This window comes from Acuticoccus kalidii, from assembly GCF_021556395.1.
In the GTDB taxonomy this organism is placed as follows: domain Bacteria; phylum Pseudomonadota; class Alphaproteobacteria; order Rhizobiales; family Amorphaceae; genus Acuticoccus; species Acuticoccus kalidii.
In genome coordinates this window covers 296,231-316,441 of record NZ_JAKGCS010000017.1, presented here as the reverse complement: position 1 = coordinate 316,441, position 20,211 = coordinate 296,231, and the positions used below count along the sequence as shown (strand labels likewise).

At 66.9% G+C, this 20,211-nt stretch carries 19 protein-coding genes; 10 read left to right on the top strand and 9 right to left on the bottom strand.

Translation table 11 applies throughout. The features are described from left to right. Window positions 1-14: 14 nt before the first annotated feature. Together L1787_RS11605 and L1787_RS11600 are read left to right on the top strand one after the other, a co-directional pair. The gene (locus L1787_RS11605) at window positions 15-626 is read left to right on the top strand and encodes a TetR-like C-terminal domain-containing protein (RefSeq protein ID WP_235709015.1); all 612 of its coding nucleotides are present in this window, start codon (window positions 15-17) and stop codon (window positions 624-626) included. A gap of 101 nt (window positions 627-727) precedes the next feature. Continuing rightward, a complete protein-coding gene (locus tag L1787_RS11600; protein WP_235709014.1) occupies window positions 728-994 on the top strand; it encodes a carboxymuconolactone decarboxylase family protein in 267 nt (88 codons plus the stop codon). On the opposite strand, the gene L1787_RS11595 is transcribed toward L1787_RS11600, so the two are convergent. Then, window positions 953-1,867, bottom strand: a complete 915-nt coding sequence (locus L1787_RS11595) for a LysR family transcriptional regulator (RefSeq protein WP_235709013.1) — start codon at window positions 1,865-1,867, stop codon at window positions 953-955. The two genes, L1787_RS11600 and L1787_RS11595, sit on opposite strands and share 42 nt — an antisense overlap. A 94-nt stretch (window positions 1,868-1,961) precedes the next feature. Here L1787_RS11595 and L1787_RS11590 point away from each other — a divergent pair, with 94 nt between their 5' ends. Together L1787_RS11590 and L1787_RS11585 are read left to right on the top strand one after the other, a co-directional pair. Further along, window positions 1,962-2,786 carry an SDR family oxidoreductase gene (locus tag L1787_RS11590; protein WP_235709012.1) on the top strand — a complete coding sequence of 275 codons (825 nt, stop codon included), beginning with the start codon at window positions 1,962-1,964 and terminating at the stop codon, window positions 2,784-2,786. Continuing rightward, the gene (locus L1787_RS11585; RefSeq protein ID WP_235709010.1) at window positions 2,779-3,288 is read left to right on the top strand and encodes a lipocalin-like domain-containing protein; all 510 of its coding nucleotides are present in this window, start codon (window positions 2,779-2,781) and stop codon (window positions 3,286-3,288) included. The genes L1787_RS11590 and L1787_RS11585 overlap by 8 nt, the downstream gene beginning before the upstream one ends. Before the next feature lie 100 nt (window positions 3,289-3,388). Here L1787_RS11585 and L1787_RS11580 read toward each other — a convergent pair whose 3' ends face one another. From L1787_RS11580 to L1787_RS11570, 3 genes are all read right to left on the bottom strand, one after another. Then, window positions 3,389-4,258: a hypothetical protein gene (locus L1787_RS11580; RefSeq protein WP_235709122.1), complete on the bottom strand. Its 870-nt coding sequence runs from the start codon at window positions 4,256-4,258 to the stop codon at window positions 3,389-3,391. Window positions 4,259-4,359: 101 nt separating this feature from the next. Beyond that, window positions 4,360-5,376, bottom strand: a complete 1,017-nt coding sequence (locus L1787_RS11575) for a zinc-dependent alcohol dehydrogenase family protein (protein ID WP_235709008.1) — start codon at window positions 5,374-5,376, stop codon at window positions 4,360-4,362. A 77-nt stretch (window positions 5,377-5,453) separates the two neighbouring features. Further along, window positions 5,454-5,756, bottom strand: a complete 303-nt coding sequence (locus L1787_RS11570) for an ArsR/SmtB family transcription factor (protein ID WP_235709006.1) — start codon at window positions 5,754-5,756, stop codon at window positions 5,454-5,456. A gap of 246 nt (window positions 5,757-6,002) precedes the next feature. Between L1787_RS11570 and L1787_RS11565 the strand changes: the two genes are divergently transcribed. Beyond that, entirely contained in the window at window positions 6,003-6,875 is an 873-nt protein-coding gene (locus L1787_RS11565; RefSeq protein ID WP_235709004.1) for a DMT family transporter, read from the top strand. A 56-nt stretch (window positions 6,876-6,931) separates the two neighbouring features. Here the strand turns inward: L1787_RS11565 and L1787_RS11560 are convergent, their stop codons facing one another. Further along, on the bottom strand, window positions 6,932-7,732 hold the full coding sequence (locus tag L1787_RS11560; protein WP_235709002.1) for a class I SAM-dependent methyltransferase: 801 nt from the start codon (window positions 7,730-7,732) through the stop codon (window positions 6,932-6,934). 202 nt (window positions 7,733-7,934) lie between these two features. Between L1787_RS11560 and L1787_RS11555 the strand changes: the two genes are divergently transcribed. Genes L1787_RS11555 through L1787_RS11545 form a run of 3 tightly spaced genes read left to right on the top strand, consistent with a single transcriptional unit; the run spans window position 7,935 to window position 10,886 of the window. Then, window positions 7,935-9,038, top strand: a complete 1,104-nt coding sequence (locus L1787_RS11555; protein ID WP_439648284.1) for an ABC transporter substrate-binding protein — start codon at window positions 7,935-7,937, stop codon at window positions 9,036-9,038. Between the two features lie 22 nt (window positions 9,039-9,060). Further along, window positions 9,061-10,119: a FecCD family ABC transporter permease gene (locus L1787_RS11550; protein ID WP_235709001.1), complete on the top strand. Its 1,059-nt coding sequence runs from the start codon at window positions 9,061-9,063 to the stop codon at window positions 10,117-10,119. Then, window positions 10,113-10,886: an ABC transporter ATP-binding protein gene (locus L1787_RS11545; protein ID WP_235708995.1), complete on the top strand. Its 774-nt coding sequence runs from the start codon at window positions 10,113-10,115 to the stop codon at window positions 10,884-10,886. The genes L1787_RS11550 and L1787_RS11545 overlap by 7 nt, the downstream gene beginning before the upstream one ends. A 265-nt stretch (window positions 10,887-11,151) precedes the next feature. Here the strand turns inward: L1787_RS11545 and L1787_RS11540 are convergent, their stop codons facing one another. Both L1787_RS11540 and L1787_RS11535 read right to left on the bottom strand, forming a co-directional pair. Further along, the gene (locus L1787_RS11540) at window positions 11,152-11,724 is read right to left on the bottom strand and encodes a thiamine pyrophosphate-dependent enzyme (protein WP_235709109.1); all 573 of its coding nucleotides are present in this window, start codon (window positions 11,722-11,724) and stop codon (window positions 11,152-11,154) included. A gap of 32 nt (window positions 11,725-11,756) precedes the next feature. Then, complete coding sequence (locus tag L1787_RS11535; RefSeq protein WP_235708993.1) at window positions 11,757-12,278, bottom strand: thiamine pyrophosphate-binding protein; 522 nt, start codon at window positions 12,276-12,278, stop codon at window positions 11,757-11,759. A gap of 99 nt (window positions 12,279-12,377) precedes the next feature. On the opposite strand from L1787_RS11535, the gene L1787_RS11530 reads away from it, so the two are divergent. Continuing rightward, window positions 12,378-13,310: a LysR family transcriptional regulator gene (locus L1787_RS11530; protein WP_235708991.1), complete on the top strand. Its 933-nt coding sequence runs from the start codon at window positions 12,378-12,380 to the stop codon at window positions 13,308-13,310. A gap of 245 nt (window positions 13,311-13,555) precedes the next feature. Then, the gene (locus L1787_RS11525; protein WP_235708989.1) at window positions 13,556-13,936 is read left to right on the top strand and encodes a cupin domain-containing protein; all 381 of its coding nucleotides are present in this window, start codon (window positions 13,556-13,558) and stop codon (window positions 13,934-13,936) included. A 1,154-nt stretch (window positions 13,937-15,090) separates the two neighbouring features. Here L1787_RS11525 and L1787_RS11520 read toward each other — a convergent pair. Together L1787_RS11520 and L1787_RS11515 are read right to left on the bottom strand one after the other, a co-directional pair. Next, a complete protein-coding gene (locus L1787_RS11520) occupies window positions 15,091-15,855 on the bottom strand; it encodes a tellurite resistance TerB family protein (protein ID WP_235708988.1) in 765 nt (254 codons plus the stop codon). A 650-nt stretch (window positions 15,856-16,505) separates the two neighbouring features. Beyond that, window positions 16,506-20,099 (bottom strand): autotransporter outer membrane beta-barrel domain-containing protein, encoded by a 3,594-nt coding sequence (locus L1787_RS11515; RefSeq protein ID WP_235708986.1) that lies wholly within the window; start codon window positions 20,097-20,099, stop codon window positions 16,506-16,508. Between the last annotated feature and the right edge of the window lie 112 nt (window positions 20,100-20,211).

Sequence of the window (20,211 nt, the reverse complement as noted above, 5' to 3'; positions counted from 1 at the left end):
ATGGGGCGCGATGGATGGAACGCAAGAGTATCGACGATCGGAAGCGACGAAAGCCGAGTGGTGCCGCGCTGATCCGGTCCGACCTCACCACGGCGCTTGTCCGAGCCTTCTTCGAAGAGTGGGCGAACGTCGGATACGCCGCCATCAGCCTGGAGCGTGTCGCGGCACGGGCGGGCGCAGGCAAGGCCGCGATCTACCGGCGCTGGCCGGGCAAGCGCGAGTTTGCGTCCGAAGCGATCGAGCGCGTCGCCGTCGGGCTGGGCGAGTTCTCCGACCACGGGTCGCTGGAGGCGGACATCACCGCCTACCTCACGAAGACACGCCTCGCTTTGCGCCATCCACTGGTGCGCCGGATCGTGCCGGACCTCGCCGCCGAACGCATCCGCTCCGGCGACCTCGCCGCGGTGCTGGATCGCATCGCGGCGGCGCGGCGGGCTCTCGGCGAAGCGCTGCTCGACCGCGCCGTCGCGCGGGGCGAGATCCCTGCCACGATCGACCGCGACCTCGCGCTCGACCTCATCCCCTCGCCGCTTTATTGGCGGATGGTCGTGCGGGGCAAGCCGGCCGGGCGGGACGATATCAAACGGCAGGTGACCGCCCTCGTCGCCGCACTGAAGGCGTGCTGAACGGCGACCGTTCCGGCTCCTCGGTGGAGCGACAGGCCGCCCGGGCGCCTCCCCTTGGCTTGGTAAATGGCGGTCGCGAGCCGGGCGAGAGGGAGACGGCGGTGGGCACGCCCGGTCGCTCGGCAGCGATCTGCGTCATCATCTTGGTGTCGGCCCGAACGAGGCCATGGGTCGCGCTCGCCGCGGCATCCGTGGTGTGGGGCCTCGCGGATTATCTGAAGATTTATGCCAGCTTCGCCCTCAACCACGGCGCCACGGCGGCGGCGGTTCGCGAGATCGCGCATATTGTGGTCATCCTGGTAGTGTTTCCCCGCGCGATCATGGCCTCACAGGCGATCTCCGACCTGATCGCCCCGCACCAGGGCTGAGCGCTTCAGCACGTCGACGAAAGCCCGCAGCGGTGCCGGCACGTGCCGGTTTCCCGGATAATAGAGGCACAGCCCCGGAATTGGCGGACACCAGTCGGGAAGCACCGTGACGAGGCTACCTTCGCGTAGCGCCGCGCGGGCAAAATGCTCGGGCACGTAGGCGATGCCGAGCCCGTCGCGTGCCGCCGCCACCATCAGGCGATTGTTGTCGAGCGTCAGAACGCCAGGGACGTCGACCCGGCTCTCGACGCCGTGCCGCGCAAACTCCCAGCGATAGAGTTTGCCGCTGCCGAGGCGCTGGCGGATGCAGCTATGACCGGCGAGATCGTCGGGCACCGTCGGCGTCCCGCGCGCCGAAAGGTAGGACGGCGCGGCCACCGCGAGGAACCGCGCGTCGCCGCCGAACGGAACGGCGATCATGTCCTGCGGGACACTCTCGCGCAGCCGCACGCCGGCATCGAAGCCCGCGGCGACGATGTCGACGAGGCGGCCTTCGGTCGCGATGTCGACCGCCACATGCGGATGGTGCTCGAGGACCGCCGGCACGACGTCGGACAGCAGCATTTCCGCGGCAGATTCCATGCAATTGATCCGCACCGTGCCGCTGGCCGCATCTGCGGTGAGATCGAGCGCCGCATCGAGGTCGGCGAGCAGCGGTTCGAGGCGGCGCACCAGCCTCTCGCCGGCCTCGGTCGGCGCGACGCTGCGCGTGGTGCGGTTCAGAAGGCGCGCGCCGAGTTCGCGCTCGAGCCCGATCACCATGTGAGACAGTGCCGAGCGCGACAGGCCCAACGCGTCCGCCGCCTCCCGAAAGCTGCGATGTCGCGCGACGGCGGCGAACGCCTTCAGGTCGGCGAGGCGTGGCGTCCCCATTGGTGGCGATCCTTCACCAAGTCATCTCGATTGTGCTGCCTTATCGCACGCCCGTGCCAGCGCCAATTGTCCGCCATCACGGAGACCACCACCAATGAAGACCTGGTTCATCACCGGCGCGTCCGCCGGTCTCGGGCGGATCATGGCGGAGACGCTGCTCACCCGCGGCGACCGCGTCGTCGGCACGGCCCGCCGCACCGGCGCGCTGGACGATCTCGCCGCCGCCTATCCATCCACCTTTACCGTCGTCCCGCTCGACGTGACCGACAGTGCGGCCGTCCGGCGCACGGTCGATACGGCGTTCGCCGCCGGGCGCATCGACGTCCTCGTGAACAATGCCGGCTACGGACTATTCGGCGCGGCCGAGGAGGCGAGCGACGCCGACATCGAGCGGCAGGTCGCGACCAATCTCGTCGGCGCGATGGCGGTGATCCGCGCCGCGCTGCCTCACCTGCGCGCGCAGGGCGGGGGGCGGATCATGCAGGTCTCGTCAGAGGGCGGGCAGTTCGCCTACCCGGGCTTCTCGTCCTACCACGCGACGAAGTGGGGCATCGAAGGCTACTGCGAGTCCCTTGCGCAAGAGGTCGTCCCGTTCGGTATCGACGTCGTCGTCGTCCAGCCCGGACCGACGGCCACCAGCTTCGGCGCCAATCTGACGATGCCGAAGCCGATGCCGGCCTATGACACGACGCCCGTCGGCGACGTCCGCCGCGCGATGACGAGCGGCGCGTTCGTCCTGACCGGCGACGCCGAGCGCACCGTCGACGCGATGATCGAAGCCGGCGACGCGGCGAACCCGGCGTTCCGACTCACACTGACATCGACGGCGTTCACCAATATATCCGGCGCACTGCGCGACCGCCTCGCGGCGCTCGAAGCGCAGGAGACCGTTGCGCGGGGGGCCGATCGTGATGCGTAGAGCGCGCCTTCGAGCGATCGTCGCGGCCTTCGCGCTCGCGACCCTGTCCGCCACCCCCACCATGGCGCAGGAGGCCCCGAACCAGGTGGTCGGCACGTGGCGCATGGTGTCCGCCCATATCGAGCGGGCGGACGGAACGCGTATCGCGGCCTATGGGAACCGGCCGAGCGGGCTCCTGATCTTCGCGCCGGACATGCACTATGTGGAGGTCCTGACAAACGGCGACCTCCCGCCTTTTGCCTCCGGGGTCCGCGGCGAGGGGACGGACGCGGAGAACCGCGCGGCGATGGCGTCCAGCATCGGCATGTTCGGCACCTACACGGTCGACGCGGACGGCGCCTTCAGCGGCAACCGCGTCGAAGGAGCGACCTTCCCCAACTGGATCGGCAACGTGCGCACGACACGCGAGCTTCGCCTCGTGGTCGACGGCGACACCATGACGGAACAGTTTACCCGCCCGGACGGAACGCAGATCGAGATCGTGTTCGCACGGGTGAGATGATCGGGGTCACTCTGTTTGTGTTGCGGTCCTGTCAGGACCCGATTGCATACGCGTTTGGGCTCTTCGCCATGTCGGCTGATCGCCGCCGTCACGAAACGCGCTAGAAGCGGTAGGACAGCGTGAGCTGGCCGCCCCGGCTGACGAAATCCTCGCCCGCGTGGACCTCATACTCGACGCGGGCATCCCAACTCTTTTCCTTGTAGAGCTGCAGGCCCGCCTTCAAGGTCGCCAGCACATCCGGCGTGTCCGTCCTGGCGGTGAAAGTCTCGTCGGTTCCGGCCATCACCATGCGGGGATCGACGCTGCGCTCGTCCTCGGTGGAGAACGCCCCGCCGAAACTGAGATAGTCGCGCAGGATCGCCGCATCGAGCACGCTCCGGCGAAAGCCGAACTCCACCGAGGGCGCGTGGTTGCCGCGCGTGGTGAGCGCGGTGTCGCCGTTGCAGAAGATGCGCGCGTTGCCGCCGTCGCCGCCTTTGCCGCCGATCGCAATGTCGATGAACACGCCCGCGCTGTCGGCGTAGCCGCCATTGCCGCCGCCGCCGCCGCTGCTATCGCCGATGGCGGTGCCCGGCCGCCTGCCGCCGATGATGCCGCCCGAGCCGCCGATCGACTGCGCGACGATGCCGATGGCGCCGATCCCCGCTCCGGTGGCGTCGCCGGTCGTGACGCTGCAGTCGATGGTCAAGGTGACGAGCCCGCCGGTCGTCGCGACGGCGTCGGACGAGCCCTGAGCGCCGAGGAGCGTGCCGGCGGTGAACACGGGGTTGCCGCCGCCATCCGACCCGACCACGGCCGCCGCGTCGTTGCGCGCGATGCCGCCGCCGGAGCTGATCGCAGCGATCCCCACTGCGCTGTCGCCGAGGGTGACGATGGTGCCGCGATGGGTGACGGTGATCGTGTCGCCGCCGCCGGTGGCAAGTCCGGTCTGGCCGACGACATTGCTGCCGTCATCGTAGCTGCCGACCACCGGCCGCCGCCGATGCTGAGCGCGGCGAGGCCGAAGGCGTGCGTCGGCTCGGTGGCGACGGTGCCGGACGGCCCGAGCGAACCTCGGACCGCCCGAGCCGGTCAGGCTGCGGCGGCGAGCGGCGGGACAAGCGTCTCGGCCTCGCCCGCGACGTCGACCACGACTTTCCCTCGCAAGCCGCGACGCGAGCCGGCCTCGAGGATCTCGTGTCCCTCTCCAAGGCGCTCGAGCGGGAGGACCGCGCCGACCACCGGCCGCACGAGACCGCGTTCGACAAGCTTCGTCAGCTCGTCGAGCTTGCCGCGATTCTGGCGGGTGAACACGAAGTGATAGGAGGCGTTCCGCCCCCAGGCTTCGATGAGATTCTGCGGCGCTGCGATATCGACGATCGAGACGACGCGTCCGAAGGGCGCGAGAACGAGCGGGCTCCTCGTCAACGTGTCACCGCCGACCGTGTCGAAAACGACGTCGACCCCTCGCCCGCCGGTGAGTGCATTCACGGCGTCGACATAGTCGGTGGCGGCGTAATCGACCACATCGTCCGCGCCGAGCGCACGCACGAACTCATGATTGTCGGAACGGGCCGTCGTGATGACCCGCGCGCCGATGGCTTTCGCAATCTGGATCGCGATCGTTCCGACGCCACCGGCACCGCCATGGATGAGGATCGTCTCACCGACACGCAGGCCTGCACGGGTCACGAAGGCTTCCCAGACGGTCCCGCCCACGAGCGTCAGGCTCGCGGCCTCCACGTGCGACAGGTTGCGCGGCTTACGGCTCACGAGATCGACGTCGGCGACATGGACTTCGGCGTAGGATCCGGCGTCCCCGAAGATCTTCGGCGTATAGTAGACCTCGTCACCCGGCGCGAACTCCGTCACGTCGGCCCCGACGCTCTCGACGACGCCGGAGACGTCGTGCCCGATCACCGCCGGCAGCGGGACGGAGTCGGGATAATCGCCGCGCCGGATCTGATAGTCGAGCGGGTTGATCGCCGTTGCATGGACGCGCACGCGGACCTGCCGCGCACCGACCGACGGGACGGGACGTGTCTGTATTTCGAACGCGTCGGGACCGCCGAAGCGGGTGAGGACGACGGCTTTCATGGTATCGGACATTCGAAGAACCTTTCGTTAAATCGAGATATTTCGATGCGTTTGAACCCATTACGGCGCGCTATGGCCGACGATCCCTGTCAGAGATCGCGACCGATCATCGCCGCCAGCTCACGGATCGCGACCTCGTTGCGCTTGTAATAGGTCCACTTTCCCCGGCGGGTCGCGATAACAAGATCTGCTTTCGAGAGGACGCTCATGTACTGCGAGGTCGTCGATTGAGACAGACCCATCCCGTCCTGGATACTGCTGACACACACACCATCGACCGCGACATCTCCTTCATCCTGAGGCGGAAAGGATCGCTCCGGGTCTTTCAAGCCGGAGAGAATCTTCAACCTGATCGGGTTCGCGAGGGCTTTGAAGGCGGTCAAGAGGTCCATACCGATCTACGTATTACGAAACCTCGATTTGTCAATATGGTTCGCCGGCCGGTCGTCGGCGGCCGGATCCTCCCGGCCTCCCCCGCGTGTCCGAGCGACCGAGATGAAGGCGGCCGATATCATCGCCCCATGGCGTCCGACGGCCCGCCTGTTCGGATGAGACGGAGCTTGTGAACCCCGCCACGGCTCGTCGCGATCCTGCGCATCTGGTAACGCCCGCAACTGGGATCGCGAGCGGGGCCGAGAATGAGTGCGCAGTCGAAGATGAAACCGAAGGACGTTTCGCGAGGAATTCTCACGATCTGCGCCGGTGTGGCCTTTCTCGTCATGAACGACGCGGTCGCGAAGGTGCTGACCGACCGGTACGATCCGATCCAGATCATCTTCCTGCGCAACCTGATCGCGGTCCCGATGATCGTTACGGTCGTGCTTTTCCTGCGAGGACCGGGGGCGCTGCGCACCGCGCATTTGGGTCTGCACGCGGTGCGCGGGCTGCTGATGCTTCTCGGCGCGTATCTTTATTTCACCAGCCTCAGCTTCCTCCCACTGACAGAGGCCACGGCCCTGGTGTTCGCGGCTCCGATTTTCATTACGGCGCTTTCGGTGCCCCTCCTCGGCGAAGCGGTCGGCTGGCGCCGCTGGGGCGCTGTCATCGTCGGCTTCGTCGGCGTTCTCATCATCGTCCAACCCGGTGGCTCGACGTTTCAGCCGGCGTCTCTGCTGCCGGTGGGGGCGGCGTTCGTCTATGCGCTGTTCATGATCAGCGCCCGCTGGCTCGGACCGGGCGAAGGGCTATGGACGATGATGCTGTTCGTCGTCCTGTTTCCCCTGATCTACGCAACCCCCTTCGCCCTGTGGGTCTGGTCGCCGGTCGCGCTGAGCGACGTGAAGCTGCTCGTGGTGATCGCGGTCTGCGGAAGCCTCGGCATCACGTTGATCGGGCAGGCGTTTCGACTGGCGCCGGCCGCGGTCGTCGCCCCCTTCGACTACACGTCGCTGATCTGGGCGACGGGTCTCGGCTGGGTGATCTGGAGCGACGTGCCCTCGTTCTGGACCATCGTCGGCGCGTTGGTGATCGCCGCGAGCGGGATCGTCATCGTGCTGCGTGAGGCGAGATAGATCCGCTCGGCCGTCCGGGCGGCTTTTGCATGTTTCATCGATGAACGGCGGCGGCCTTATCGCATGTCCGCCCGGATCGCGTAACGATGCTGGATCAGGCGATCGGCCCCCTTGAAGAAGGTCATCCTTCGGGCTTGGGCGCGATGGATGGGACCGAGATGCATATCGACCTCGATGCGCTCGAAGCCAGCCTCGGCGAGAAGTCCGGCAACGCGATCGGCCCTGGCCCCTTGCGCGAATGGAACCCTCTCGAGGATCGACCGATGCGCCCGCGCCAGCCGCACGGCCTCCTCGTCCGGGGCGCCGGAGCCACCCCGCATCCAGCCCCGAGCGCGCTCGAAAACACTGGCCAATCGCGCGAGGAGGGTCGTCGACACAAAGTCGCCGTCGATGACGAGGAGGCGGCCGTCCGGCCGCAAGACCCGCCGCCACTCCCGGAACGCGGCGGGCGGGTCCACCAGCGTCCAGACAAGGTGGCGGGTGACGATCACGTCGAACGAGGCGTCGGGCAGCATGGTGAACTCGGCATCACCCATGAGAAAATCGATGTCGCGGCCACGGAATGCCGCCTTGGCGCGCGCCTGCTCCAGCATGGGCTCGGACCAGTCGAGCCCGGTGACGCGGAAGCCGAGATCGTCCATCAGGTGGGCGATGACGGCGGTTCCCGTCGCCAGGTCGAGAGCGGCTCGCCCTTGCCCGGGGCCGAGATGACGGGTGAGGAGCGCATGCCAGGCGCGCCACTCCGCCGCCGAGCCGATTTCGTGGCCCGGATGGCTGTCGAAGGTCGCCGCGCGCTCTGACCAGTAGGCCTTGATCTCCTCACGCAGACCGAAGTTGCCGCCACGCTGCTCCTGCACTTTTGCCCTCGCTCGTTTATACTTTGAAGTGTTCTAATCGAACGCACTCTAGAATTCTTTAAGTTATCTTGTATTCCAGCCGCGTTGACGCTTCACAATTCGTCTCATAAAGCATCGTCCCGAATAAGCGAGGGGCGAAATCATGAGCATCATCTCCAATCTTGCGAAATCGATGCGACCGGCCCGCGGCGCGGCGACCGGGATGGCGGTCGCGAGTCTCGCGTTCCTTTGCAGCCCCGCCAACGCCGACCCGGTGACGATCACCGACGTCGCCGGCCGCACGGTCACGGTCGAGGCGCCGGTCGGCCCCATGATCCTCGGCGAGGGGCGGCTCATGTATGCGGTCGCGGCGCTCGAGACGGGCAATCCATTCGCCCGCGTCGTGGGTTGGCGTGACGACCTCATCAAGAACGACGCGGAGACCTACGCCGTCTACCGCGCCAAATTCCCGGAAGCCGACGGCATCCCGACCTTCGGCGGCGTCAAAGACGGCACGTTCGACATCGAGCAGGCGATCAGCCTCGAACCGGACATCGTCGTCATGAACCTCGAGGCCAAGGCGGCGACCGACGAAATGGGCCTCGTCGGCAAGCTCGAGGCGGTCGGCATTCCCCTCGTCTATATCGACTTTCGCGACGCGCCGATCGCCAACACTGCGAAGAGCCTTGAAATCCTCGGCACCCTCCTCGGCGAGGAGGAGCGCGCCAGCGAGCTGATCGCGTTCCGCGACGACGAGATCGCCAAGGTCACCGAGAGGCTGGCCGAGGCCAATCCCGACCGCCCCCTCGTTTTCCTGGAGCGCGCCGCCGGCTGGAGCGACGAGTGCTGCATGTCGTTCGGCTCGGAGAATTTCGGCGCGATGGTCGAGATGGCCGGCGGTCGGAACATGGCGAAGCCGTTCATTCCCGGCACCTTCGGCACACTGAACCCGGAGCAGGTGGTCGCCTCCGATCCGGACGTCGTGATCGCAACGGGCGCCAACTGGGAGGCATCGAGCCCCGGCGGCATGTGGGTCGGCCTCGGCCCGAACGCCGACACGGACGAGGCGCGCGAGAAGCTCGAGGCGCTGATGACGCGCCCGGCCTATACCGGCGTGAAGGCGGTGGAGACCGGCGACGTCCACGCAGTCTGGCACCAATTTTATAACAGCCCCTACCAGTTCATCGTGATCCAGCAGATGGCGAAGTGGCTGCATCCGGACCTGTTCGCCGACCTCGATCCCGAAGCGACCTTCGAGATGTTGCACGAGCGCTTCCTCCCGGTGGACTACGATCCCGGCTATTTCGTCTCCTTGGGGAAGGATTGATCGCGTCGGGACGCAGAGACCGATGGCGCTCTCCTCCCCAGCGATGGTGACGCGCGGGCGCTACCGCGCCATGACGGCCTGGCGCTTCGTGGTGCTGATGGGCCTCCTCGCCGCGCTGGCCCTTTCCGTCACCGTCGACCTTGCGACGGGGCCAGCCCGCTACGCCCTCACAGACGTGTTCCGCGCGCTCGTCGACCCACACGGAGTCGACAATCAAATCCGCGTCGTCATCTGGCAGATCCGCCTCCCGGTGGCACTGATGGCCGTCACCGTCGGCGCAGCGCTCGCCGTCGCCGGGGCGCAGATGCAGACCATCCTCGCCAACCCGCTGGCGAGCCCGTTCACCCTCGGCCTCTCGGCCGCTGCGAGCTTCGGCGCTGCGCTCGCGGTGGTCCTGGGCGTTGCCATCGTGCCGGCCCTGACGCCCTACATGGTTCCGCTCAACGCCTTCATCATGGCGATGGCGACGGCCCTCCTGATCCACGTCTTCAGCCGCCTCAGGGGCGTGACCACGGAGACGATCGTGCTCCTCGGGATCGCGCTGGTGTTCTCGTTCAACGCCGCGCTGGCGCTGCTGCAATATCTCGCGTCCGAGCAGGCTTTGGGGGCGATCGTGTTCTGGACCATGGGCTCGCTCGTGAAAGCGACGTGGGGGAAGGTCGCTATCACAGCGCTCGCCCTCGCCCTCACGATCCCGCTGTTCGCCCGCCATGCCTGGGCGCTGACGGCGTTGCGTCTCGGCGACGACAAGGCGGCGAGCTTCGGCGTGAAGGTCTCGCGGCTACGATTGGAGACGATGATGCTCGTCGCGCTGCTCGCGGCGATTCCCGTCTCATTCGTCGGCACCATCGGCTTCATCGGCCTTGTCGGCCCGCACATCGCGCGGATGCTCGTCGGCGAGGACCAGCGTTTCTTCCTGCCGGCCGCCATGCTGTCGGGCGCGCTCATCCTGTCGGTCACCTCGGTGGTGTCCAAATCCCTCATCCCCGGAGCGATCCTGCCCATCGGCGTCATCACCGCACTGGTGGGCGTGCCGTTCTTCGTGTCGCTCATCTTCTCGATCAAGCGCCGCGCATGGTGAGGCTCACGCTCGACGACGTCGGAGCGCGCTACGGCCGCACCGAGGTAATCTCCGGCATCACCACCCCGCCGTTGAAGGGCGGCGAGCTCACCGCGCTGATCGGCCCGAACGCAGCCGGCAAGTCGACGCTCTTCAAGCGCATCGCCGGCCTTGTGGCCGGGCCGGGCACCGTCACTGCGGTCCACGACCCCGATGAGCACGCGCGCATCACCTATATGCCGCAGGATACCGGCGCCAACGCGGTGCTGACGGTCTACGAATCGGTGCTGCTGGCGGCCAAGCAGGGCGGATCGTGGCGCGTGCGCGACGACGAGCTCGCGCGGATCGACGCGCTTCTCGCCGCGCTCAGAATCGAGGATATCGCCTTCCGCGGTCTCGGCACGCTATCGGGCGGTCAGCGCCAGCTCGTCGCCGTCGCGCAGGCGCTGGTGCGCGAACCGAACGTCCTCCTGATGGACGAGCCGACCTCCGCGCTCGACCTCCATCGCCAGATCGAGGTTCTGACGTTCATGGAGGCGTTTGCCGCGCGCCGGGGCATGGCGGTGCTGATCGCCCTGCACGACCTCAATCACGCGATGCGCTATTGCCGCAACTGCATCGTGGTCGCGAACGGGCGGATGGTCGCTTGCGGGGAGACCGCCTCCATCATAACGCCCGATCTGCTGCGCGAGGTCTGGCGCGTCGAGGCGCGGATCGAAACGTGTTCGCGCGGCACGAGGCTCGTCGTGGTCGACGGATCCGCGCTGGACACCGCGGCGGGAGAATGACGTCGGGCATGATCGGCGCGATGGGTCTGCACCCCACGATCGCACCGAGCCGATGATCGGTGACGGAGAGGCTGCCTTCGCCGGGAGCGAGGAAGCCGCATCCCGCGGCCTCACCACGCGCGCGCAGATTGGGCGCCCGCCCATCCCGGACGCCTCGTCCGTCTGAGCTCGGCGACTCGCGTCGTTTCAGCGGCGATCCCCGGCCGCCAACGCCCTCGCGCTGGTGCGAATCCCCATCCCCCGCGTCAGCGAGCCTGTGCCCGGATCAGCAGGTCGCCAGGCCCAAATGGCCCCGCAACCGGTTCTTCACGAACACGGCGTCGCGCGGCGGCAGCGAGCGCGGAAGGTTTTCCGCATGGACCTTCAGGACATGCAGACGCGGGCCTTCCGCCGCCATGGCAAGACGCGCGCACAGCGCATCGACGTCGGCCAATGTTCGCAGGAGACCCGTGTCGGCAAAGCCTGTCGCGGCCGCGACTCGGGCGAGATCGATCCCGTGGCCGGTGTGGCTCCCCTGCATTCCGGTTTCACCAAAATGCTCGTTGTCGAGCACGATGATGTCGAGGTTACGCGGGCTGGCGACAGCGATGGTCGCGAACGCGCCCAAGGCCATGAGCTGCTCCCCGTCGCCGGTGATCACCATCACCCGACGGCCGGGCTGCGCCTGGGCGAGGCCGAGGCCGACGAGCGCGGCGGCGCCCATCGCGCCCCAGAGATAGTAGTTGTCCGCGCGGTCGCCGGCGGCATGAACGTCGTAGCTCGGCGAGCCGAGGCCGGTCACGACGAGGGCGTCGCCGCGCGCCTCCAAAAGCCGGGCGACCGCCGCGCGGCGATCCATGGTCGAAGTGCCGGGGGCCTGGTCCACGCTGCTCACCACTTCTTTTTGCCGAGAAGGCGCTGACCGATCAGCACGGCCACCTGCTGGTCGCTATCGAATGCCATTCTGGCCGCCTGCTCGACCGTCGCGACGACATCCTCGCCTGTCTCCGCCCGGTGGACGGTGACGCCGATGGCGGTCAATGCGGCTTCGGTGGCCCGCCCCATCGGCACCTGCCACGGGTTGAACTCGTCCCACTCGCCCCGCATCGTCACCAGCATCAGGAGCGGGATGCGGGCCTGTACGGGCAGCGACAGCATGTTGATGCAGTTGCCGACACCAGACGATTGCATGAGAACGACCGATCGCGTGCCGCCGAGCCAGGAGCCGCAGGCGATCGCGACCCCCTCCTCCTCACTCGTCAGCACGTTGGAGACGACAGCGCCGTCCGCCTCGAAAAGGCCGATCAGGGTGGAATGCCCGGCGTCCGGCACGTAGGCCATGTGGCGCACGTCGGCAGCGCGGAGGGCGTCGTAGGTGGCTCGGGGCCAGTCGGTGCTAGGGTCGGCTCTCACGAATGCGGCTCCGGCATCTGATTCATTCTGCCATAGCCTTTCCGAAATTGAATGACATCGACCCTTTTGGTCGATCAGATATAGCGATATTCTATCGCCGTGGACATTCCGCAGCTCCGAACCATTTTGCACGTCGCCGAGCTCGGCAGCCTCTCGAAGGCGTCAGACCGGCTGAAAATCGCACAGCCGGCCCTTTCGCGGCAGGTGAGGCTGCTGGAGGCCGAACTCGGCGTGCGCCTGTTCGACCGGCACGGGCGCGGGATGGTGGCGACCGAAGCCGGCCGCGACGTGCTCCGCCATGCCCGCCGCATCATGGCCGAGCTCGACGAAATCCGAGCCTGCGTTTCCGGCGAGGACACACCGCTTCGCGGACATATCGCAGTCGGGATGCCGCCGACGGTGTCGGATCTCCTCTCGGTGCGGCTCGTTGCGGCGTTTCAGGAGCGCCACCCGGAGGCGACCCTTCGCATCGTCAGCGCCTATTCCGCGAGCCTCATCGACTGGCTCCAACGGGGGGAGATCAACGTCGCCATCATATATGGCACACGGCCGGGGCCCTCACTCGTCGCGACGCCATTGATCGAAGAGACGCTGTCGCTGATCGGCCCGGCCGGCTCGCCGCCGCGCGAGGCGCCTGTCGACGTCGACGAAATCTCCACATTGCGGCTCTTTTTGCCGAGCGTCGGGAACGGCCTTCGGACCGTCGTCGAGCAATGGGCCGAGGCGACGGGCGCCTCGCTCGACGTGCGGGTCGAGGCGGACAGTTACGCGACGCTGAAGAGCCTCGTGGAGGGCGGGCGGGGCTATACGATCCTGCCCATCGCCCCGCTTTTCGGGGAAATCGCCGCCGGCAAGCTCTGGCACGCCCCGTTCGCGGAACCGGCGCCCCGCCGCCGGCTCCTCCTCGTGACGCCGGCGGACAGGGCGACCTCACGCCTCGCCCGCTATGCCGTGCGCACCATCCAGGAGACCACGCGCGCCCTCGCCCAAGCCGGCGTCTGGCATGGGCGGGTCCTGATCCCGGAGCCCTAGAATTCCACGAAGGTCCGTCGCGCCGCTCGTGTCATGGCCGGCGTCGCCGCCATCCGCCGGATGCGACGCGCGCCGCCGTTCCGACGGTCGCCATCATCGACGGGCCGATGTCGTGGCTCTCCCGCAGTTTGATACGCGATCGAGCCGCGAAGCCGCGTCCCGCTATAGATCCGGTGAACCTCCTTCTTGTAGGAACGAGGGATCCAGATCGCAGGCTGACGGTGCCGTGCGGCTAGGGGAGAGATATGAACATTCTGCAACATGAAACGCAGCCGCTGGAGAAATGGCGCGACGGAGTGATGACGCTGCTGCGCGTCTCGGCCATCTCGCGCTCCGCCCAGCTCTGCATATTTGAGCAGTTTTGCGATCCGGGCCTCGGCGCGCCGATCCACCTCCACGCGGTGGAGGAAGTCCTCGAGGTGATGGAGGGAGAAGCCGAAATCCACCTGAGCGGCGAGACCGGGACGATGCGGCCCAACGAGTCGATCATCATCCCGGCCGGTGCGCGGCACGGTTTTCGCAACATCGGGTCCGGCATTCTCAAGGTGCGCGCCACCCTGGCAGCGCCGATTTTCGAGGCGACGTACGACGATCGGACCGAGCTCGCCCGCCGCTACGTCCCCTGATCCCGGCCCGGCGCGCGGCGTGGCGTCGCGCGCCGGGGCTCGGATTGGGATCGACGATCGGCCGGGATCAGGCATCGAGTTCGGGAACGGCCAATGCGCCACGAAAATTTATTTATAGCGAAACCACATAAGGGACCGCGCTCATATTTAAAATTAAGCAGCAACGCCGATGCAAGCATTGAAGTTTAATAACACAATTATGAGATACGTTTACCTGACAATTTGCGCGACTATTTGGATCATTCCCGCCATTTCCTTTGCCGCCTCAACGCTTATGTTCCCACTTGTCTTGAATAATTCACCGATACGGCTATGCGTTATAGCCGCGCTCTTATTGAGTCCATTTTTCGTGATGAGTTTGCCAACGCGCACACGGAACCTTTGGCTCTACGTTGCCGTATTTTGCGGTCAAGTTTTTGGATTGGGATACATTAACCGCTGGTTTTAGGCGGAATAAACCCTTGAGGTTTCGATCTCGAAATGCTTACAACAATCTATCGGAAAATAATTCTTTTTATATTGATAGGTACTGTGCACGCTTGCGGCGGGAAGCCTGAACTAACTCTTTACAAAAAAAACTCGAAATTAAATCTATCCGAAACATTTAGAAGATTATAGATCAGCTTCACAATTGAACATATTGTAAAGAGATAACTTTCTACGTCTCGATGGGCTATACGACTAGTCGATTGCCTCCAACGCTTGCTACCCACGAGCGCGGACGGTGGTGATGGCGCCGGGATCGGCGCGCTAGACGAAAGGTCGAGCCGCCGGACTATCAGCGTTTCACCGGCGAGCAGTAGCGCCTTCGCATTGTCGACGAGGATCCTGCCTTTCGCGCTTCAAATCGAGATTTTGCTCGACGGTCGTGACCCGGGCGTAATCGATCTCATGAGGTAGCAGACCCGCCGTCGATGTCAGGAAAGAATTAGCGTCGATTTCCCGACTGAGTCATTTGCGATGCTAACGCGCCAAATCGCGCCCCACCGCAGGCGGGACCGCAAAGAAGCCGACCGTTGAACCGGTTCAAGCGCCCGTCCTAGCCGCCTGCCCGATCCAGAGCGGCTCAAGGCCGCGATAAGCCACTCGGAGGTAACAGCCGGGGCCTTGCGGCCGTTGTTGACCGGCCGCGGCTGCCAGGCTGGGGCCCCGACTTAGAAGGTGCCGTTGGCGGTGATCTCCGCGGTGTTTGCGTGGAGATGCGCCACGAGGTCGGGATCGAGGTTCATCCGCGCGGCCAGCATGGCGAGATAGCCCTTCTCGGCCGCCCCTTCGGGATCGATGGCGAGCAGCGAGGCTGCATAAATTTCGGCGGCCCGCTCGGGTGTGGTGGCGCCGCTCGCCACCGCGCCGACGTCCAGCGGCTGAGCGAGTTCGGCCTCGATGAACGCCTTCTGGTCCGGGTCAAGTTCAAGGCCGTCGAGCTGCGCGGCGATGCGGGCGCGCTCTCTCTCGTCAATGTGCCCGTCCGCTTTGGCTGCGGCGATCATGGCGCGCAGGAGGACAACGCTGAGATCGTCCTGCTCGGCGCTGCTATGGGGCAAGAACGCCGTGCCTTCGGGGGACGGTAGCGTCGCGGCCGCCGCCGGCGCGGTCGCGGGAGCCTTGTTGGCCTGCCAGTCGCGCCACGCCTTGTAGGCCAAGCCGCCGATCAAGGCGGCACCACCCAGCTTGAGCGCGGTGCCGGCGAGCTTGCGCGGCTTCTTGCCGCCGAGGAGCAGCCCGGCGAGACCGCCGGCGGCAGATCCGGCCATGAAACCGCCCTTGCCCTTCAAAAGCCCCTGAAGGTCGAGCTGCCCTGCCGCCTGCCGGAGGGTGCCGAGCGTCCCTCCCGCATCACTCATCGGCGTGGATGTTGCGGAGCCAGCTCCTTGGACCTGCCCCAGAAAGCGGTCCAGCAGTGCTTTGGCATCGTTCATCGAGGGATTACTCCTGATAGAGGGCGGACTGACGCGCACCAGCCGGCGAGCGGCGGCTGTCATCACATGAGGCCCGATGCTGGTGATTCCAAGTCGGGGGAATCGTCTCACGCGGAAGCCCAACGAGGCGGCGACGCCAACGGATGCGACCGAGCGCCTCAACGCCTCGCTCCCCGCGCATCAGCGGAGCGCGAGGCGCCCCATGGGCGGACAACTGGCTTGCGGATCAGGTGCTTGCCGCTTGGTGGCGTTTCACTCCACGGTGCCCCCGCGCCCGTTTGGCAGAAGCCTGCCGAAGGCGCTCCCTTGCGCGGTGCGACACGCAGACGCCTCGCTCCCTAACCCTCATCCAATCAAGGAGCGGTGTGCCGGAGCCATGGCCGGCGGTGCATCAGCGGCGGGATCGCCGCGGCGTTGTCGGCTCGACGGGGCGCGGGGCGCATGAGGCCCGCCGATACACCACGATCAGTCCATTCGGTGGGTGGAGAACGGTCGGTGTTGCGGCAAACCCTCGGCGACCGCGTCCGGCCCATCAGGCGCGACGTCGGCCGCTCGCTCGCGGATCACCGGGCCCCGCGACCGGGATGGGTGCGGCAAATTTTCCAGCGTGCGGCCGACCGCGTTCACCGACGGTCGGTCCCGCCGGGGCCTCACCAGCGCACCGTCAGGCCGAGCCGGCCGCCGAACGCATGGCCGGCGTCCTCGTCCACCCGCACATCATAGTCGCCGGAGGCCACCAGCTCGACCCTGTCCGACATGACCATCGACGCGCCGAGACCGACCTGCACCCGCGTGCCGCCGAGCCCGGCGTCGAACGACATCGGATTGCCGCCGCTCGGACCGGCGAACGTCACCTCGGGGCCGTCGCCGAAGGCCTGCCAGAGGTTGGCCCGCGCCCAGCCGGTCAGCGCCTGGCCGTTTTCCAGCGACCAGCCGCGACTCACCCGCCCGCCGATACGGCCGAAGACATCGTTGCCCGCGCCATAGTCGACGAGGCCGTACCGATCCGCGCCATCCTCGAAGGACAAATTCTGATAGACGAGCTGCGCCTGCGGCTCGATCGCCCAGCCAGCGCCGAGATCGAAGCGATAGCCGGCCTCCAGCGAGCCGATCACGCCGAAACCGTCGGTCTCCAGCGTCTCCCCGAGCGACGATCGCGCGCTGGCCTGATCGTAGAAGGTGCCCTGCAGCACCGCATCGATATGGAGACCGCCCGCCCGCGTGTGATTCCAGTAGGCCCCGAGCGAATAGGCGTCCATCGACACCGTGCCCGCCGAACCGCCATAGACGGCATCCACGCTGCCGCGCGCATGACCCGCGCCGACATAGAAGCCGATCAGATTCTGGACCGTGTCACCGGGCTGCGACAGCCGATGATCATAGCCCGCCTGGAACCCGGCGAGGTCGACATCGTAGCTCGGGCCGTCACGCTCGAAGCGGTCCAGTCGCGCCGCCGCGTCGTCGCCACCGCCGCCGCGACTGCCGGTCTGCCCGAAGACTCGGCCCCAGGCGGCGCTTTGATCGCCGGGTGCACGAGCCGCGACGCGCTCGTCGCGCGTGCCCAGAATAGCAAGGCCGTATTGCGAGGCGATCGCCGGGAGGGCGGTATCGACCGCCACCTCCGGCCTCAAATTGGGCAATGCGCCGGGCCCGGTCCGACCGCCGTGCGTCGACCGCAGGAACCAGTCCTCGCGCCCGAGCGCGCCGCCGCGATAGAGCCCATACTCGAGCGCGCCGCTCGCGACGCGACTTCCGAGCGTGAAGGCGGTCGGCGCGGTCTCGCCGCCGTTCACGGTTTCGATCAGCCGGATGCCGTCGCCGGTGGTGAGCCCGCCGTCGCCGGTCGGCGCGACGAGGACGCGGGTGTGCCCGCTCGCCAGCCCGCCATCGATGATGAGCCGGTCGGCCGCGCCCGCGCCTTTCAGCGCCGCGTTCATCACCAGCGTCCCATTGGTGGCGGCATAATTGCCGACGGTCAGACTTTGGTGGCTCCCGCCCACCGGCGACGCGAATGCGATCGTGCTTGCCCTATTCACCAGATCGTCGACCTTGGAACGCACGCCGAGCCCGGCGGCCGGGAGCTCCCATGCGCTGCCATCGGTCAGCGTCAGGTCGACCCTCGCATCGGGCGAACGGGTGATCGCGCCGACCAACCGCGAACCCGAGGCGGTGAGCGCAAGGCCGGTCCCCTCCGCCACGACGACCGTACCGCTCGCGGCGGACAGCGTGCTGTTCGTCAGCGAGAGCGAAGCGCTGCGCGTCTCCGATGATGCATCGACGGAGAACGCCGCGACCGACGCCGCCGACGTGCCGAAGGCGGAGACGCTCACACCGTCGAGATCGACGCGTGCGCCCTGCCCCAGCACGATAGCATGGGCATCGGCGCCATGCGTCATGACCGACCCGCCGGCGAGCCCGACGGAGGCCCCGCCCCCTTGCGCGAGCACGCCATAACTGCCTGACGCCACGGTCTCGACAGAGAGGTTCGTGCCCAGCATCCGCGCCGCGCCGTCATCACCCGAGACGTGCAGGCCGACGCCGTTCCCGCTCAATCTGATGCGGCTGTCGACGAGGTCGACCACGCCGTTCGCCTCCACCCACACGCCGTCGCCGCGCGCGAGGTCGATGTCGACGCCGACGCCGCGGATCGTGGCGGGGGCGCCGCCCCCGGCATGAAGCCCCGCGAGCGCCGTTCCGGTGATGCTCACGCGGTCCAGCTCGGCGACCGCATTGTCGCGCGCGTCGATCCCAATGCCGCTGATCTCGTCGCCGGACATGCGGATGCTCACGTCCGTCAGGGACAGTGAGGCGGTTCCCGTCGTCGTCGCCAGGAACGCGCCGTCGCCGCCGAACGAGGCCGTGATATCGCCGCCATGACCGAGGGTCACGCTGCCGTCGCCGACATAGATCGCGGGCACATAGTCCTGGATCGGGGCGAGGGTCACGCGGCCATTGGCCGTGGCGGCACCGCCATTGTCGGCATAGACGGCGGCGCGCGTGAGGAACGGCCCACTGATGAGCCCGGTCCAGACCGTCCCCGCCTCGACGGTCTCGCGCGTGCCGTCGGCCGCGACTTGGATCTGGTTGTCCGGCCCGGTCCAGCCGAGAATACCGAGCAGCTCGCGGAACAGATGCGCCGGCGCATCGGGATCGTCGAAATTGCTGGAGTTGATCAGAATGCTGATCGTGCGGTCGTTCGCGCGGTCGTACATGACGAGCGCCTCGAAGCCGAGGCCGTTGCCGGTATGGCCGATAAAGCCGGCGATCTCGCCCATGCCGAAGCCGTAGCTGTCATATTCCGGGCTTTCCGGGTCGGACGCGGTGGAACCGAAGGATTTCAGCCGCTCGACGAACTCGCGCCGCGAGAGCAGCTCCCCGCTGCCGACCGCCTCGCCCCAGCGCTCCACATCCCCGATGACGCCGATCAACCCGCCCGACGCACCCGCGCCCGTGGTGTTGAATGCGGCGAGCGATTCCGGCGGAGTGCCGTCATTATAATCGATATAGCCGACCGCATTCGGCGTCGGCATGGCGTCCGGGCCCTGATACTCCACCGAGCTCAAGCCGAGCTTCCGCGACAGGCGGCGCTCGACCTCCACCGACCAGTCGTTGCCGGTCGTCGCCTTGATCAACTCGCCGAGCAGAACGGTATTGGTGTTCGAATATTCGTAAGACGTGCCCGGCGCGAACTGGAGCGGCTCGACGAAGGCGAAGGCGAGGAGCTCCTGCGGGGTCCAGTCCCGGCCGGGATCGGCCACAAGCTCCGGGCCGAAATCCGGGGACGCCGTATAGTTGAAGAGGCCGGAACGCATCTGCGCGAGCTGACGGATCGTGATCACGTCGCCGCTCGGCACGCCGCTCACATAGTCGCCGATCGGATCGTCGAGATTGATGCGCCCCTCGTCGGCCAACTGCAGGACGACGGTGGTGACGAACGACTTGGTGACACTGCGATAGCCGAAATAGGTCTCCGCCGTCGGCGCCGCACCGTCCGCGAGATTCGCGACACCGGCGTTCGACGTCCAGCGCAAATCGCCCTGACGGACCGAGACCGAGGCTCCGGGAATGCGCTTGGTGGTCAACGCCCGATCGATGGCACGCTGCATCTGCAACGCGGTGGTCGGGTTGTCCCACGGAACATCTTGCGCCTCTTGCGCCTGTGCGAGTGTTCCCTGCGCGCAGACCATCAGAAGCGCGGCGACGAGGCGGAGCCGACGTTTGCCCGAAGCAACAATGCAGTACAAACCGGCCCCCAAAGCCCTGATTTTCAGTGCCTGGCACCGTATCAGCGTTCGGTGCGAAATCCATTCCCAGCTCCCTCGCGGGGAATGGACGCGTGCCGCGCCGTCTCGATCC

Bases quoted from the DNA above. Each gene is read 5' to 3' on its own strand.
- L1787_RS11605 (WP_235709015.1), top strand. From the start codon at position 15: ATGGAACGCAAGAGTATCGACGATCGGAAGCGACGAAAGCCGAGTGGT.
- L1787_RS11595 (WP_235709013.1), bottom strand. From the start codon at position 1,867: ATGGGGACGCCACGCCTCGCCGACCTGAAGGCGTTCGCCGCCGTCGCG.
- L1787_RS11590 (WP_235709012.1), top strand. From the start codon at position 1,962: ATGAAGACCTGGTTCATCACCGGCGCGTCCGCCGGTCTCGGGCGGATC.
- L1787_RS11585 (WP_235709010.1), top strand. From the start codon at position 2,779: ATGCGTAGAGCGCGCCTTCGAGCGATCGTCGCGGCCTTCGCGCTCGCG.
- L1787_RS11575 (WP_235709008.1), bottom strand. From the start codon at position 5,376: ATGTCCGATACCATGAAAGCCGTCGTCCTCACCCGCTTCGGCGGTCCC.
- L1787_RS11570 (WP_235709006.1), bottom strand. From the start codon at position 5,756: ATGGACCTCTTGACCGCCTTCAAAGCCCTCGCGAACCCGATCAGGTTG.
- L1787_RS11565 (WP_235709004.1), top strand. From the start codon at position 6,003: ATGAGTGCGCAGTCGAAGATGAAACCGAAGGACGTTTCGCGAGGAATT.
- L1787_RS11555 (WP_439648284.1), top strand. From the start codon at position 7,935: ATGGCGGTCGCGAGTCTCGCGTTCCTTTGCAGCCCCGCCAACGCCGAC.
- L1787_RS11550 (WP_235709001.1), top strand. From the start codon at position 9,061: ATGGCGCTCTCCTCCCCAGCGATGGTGACGCGCGGGCGCTACCGCGCC.
- L1787_RS11545 (WP_235708995.1), top strand. From the start codon at position 10,113: ATGGTGAGGCTCACGCTCGACGACGTCGGAGCGCGCTACGGCCGCACC.
- L1787_RS11540 (WP_235709109.1), bottom strand. From the start codon at position 11,724: ATGGATCGCCGCGCGGCGGTCGCCCGGCTTTTGGAGGCGCGCGGCGAC.
- L1787_RS11525 (WP_235708989.1), top strand. From the start codon at position 13,556: ATGAACATTCTGCAACATGAAACGCAGCCGCTGGAGAAATGGCGCGAC.
- L1787_RS11520 (WP_235708988.1), bottom strand. From the start codon at position 15,855: ATGAACGATGCCAAAGCACTGCTGGACCGCTTTCTGGGGCAGGTCCAA.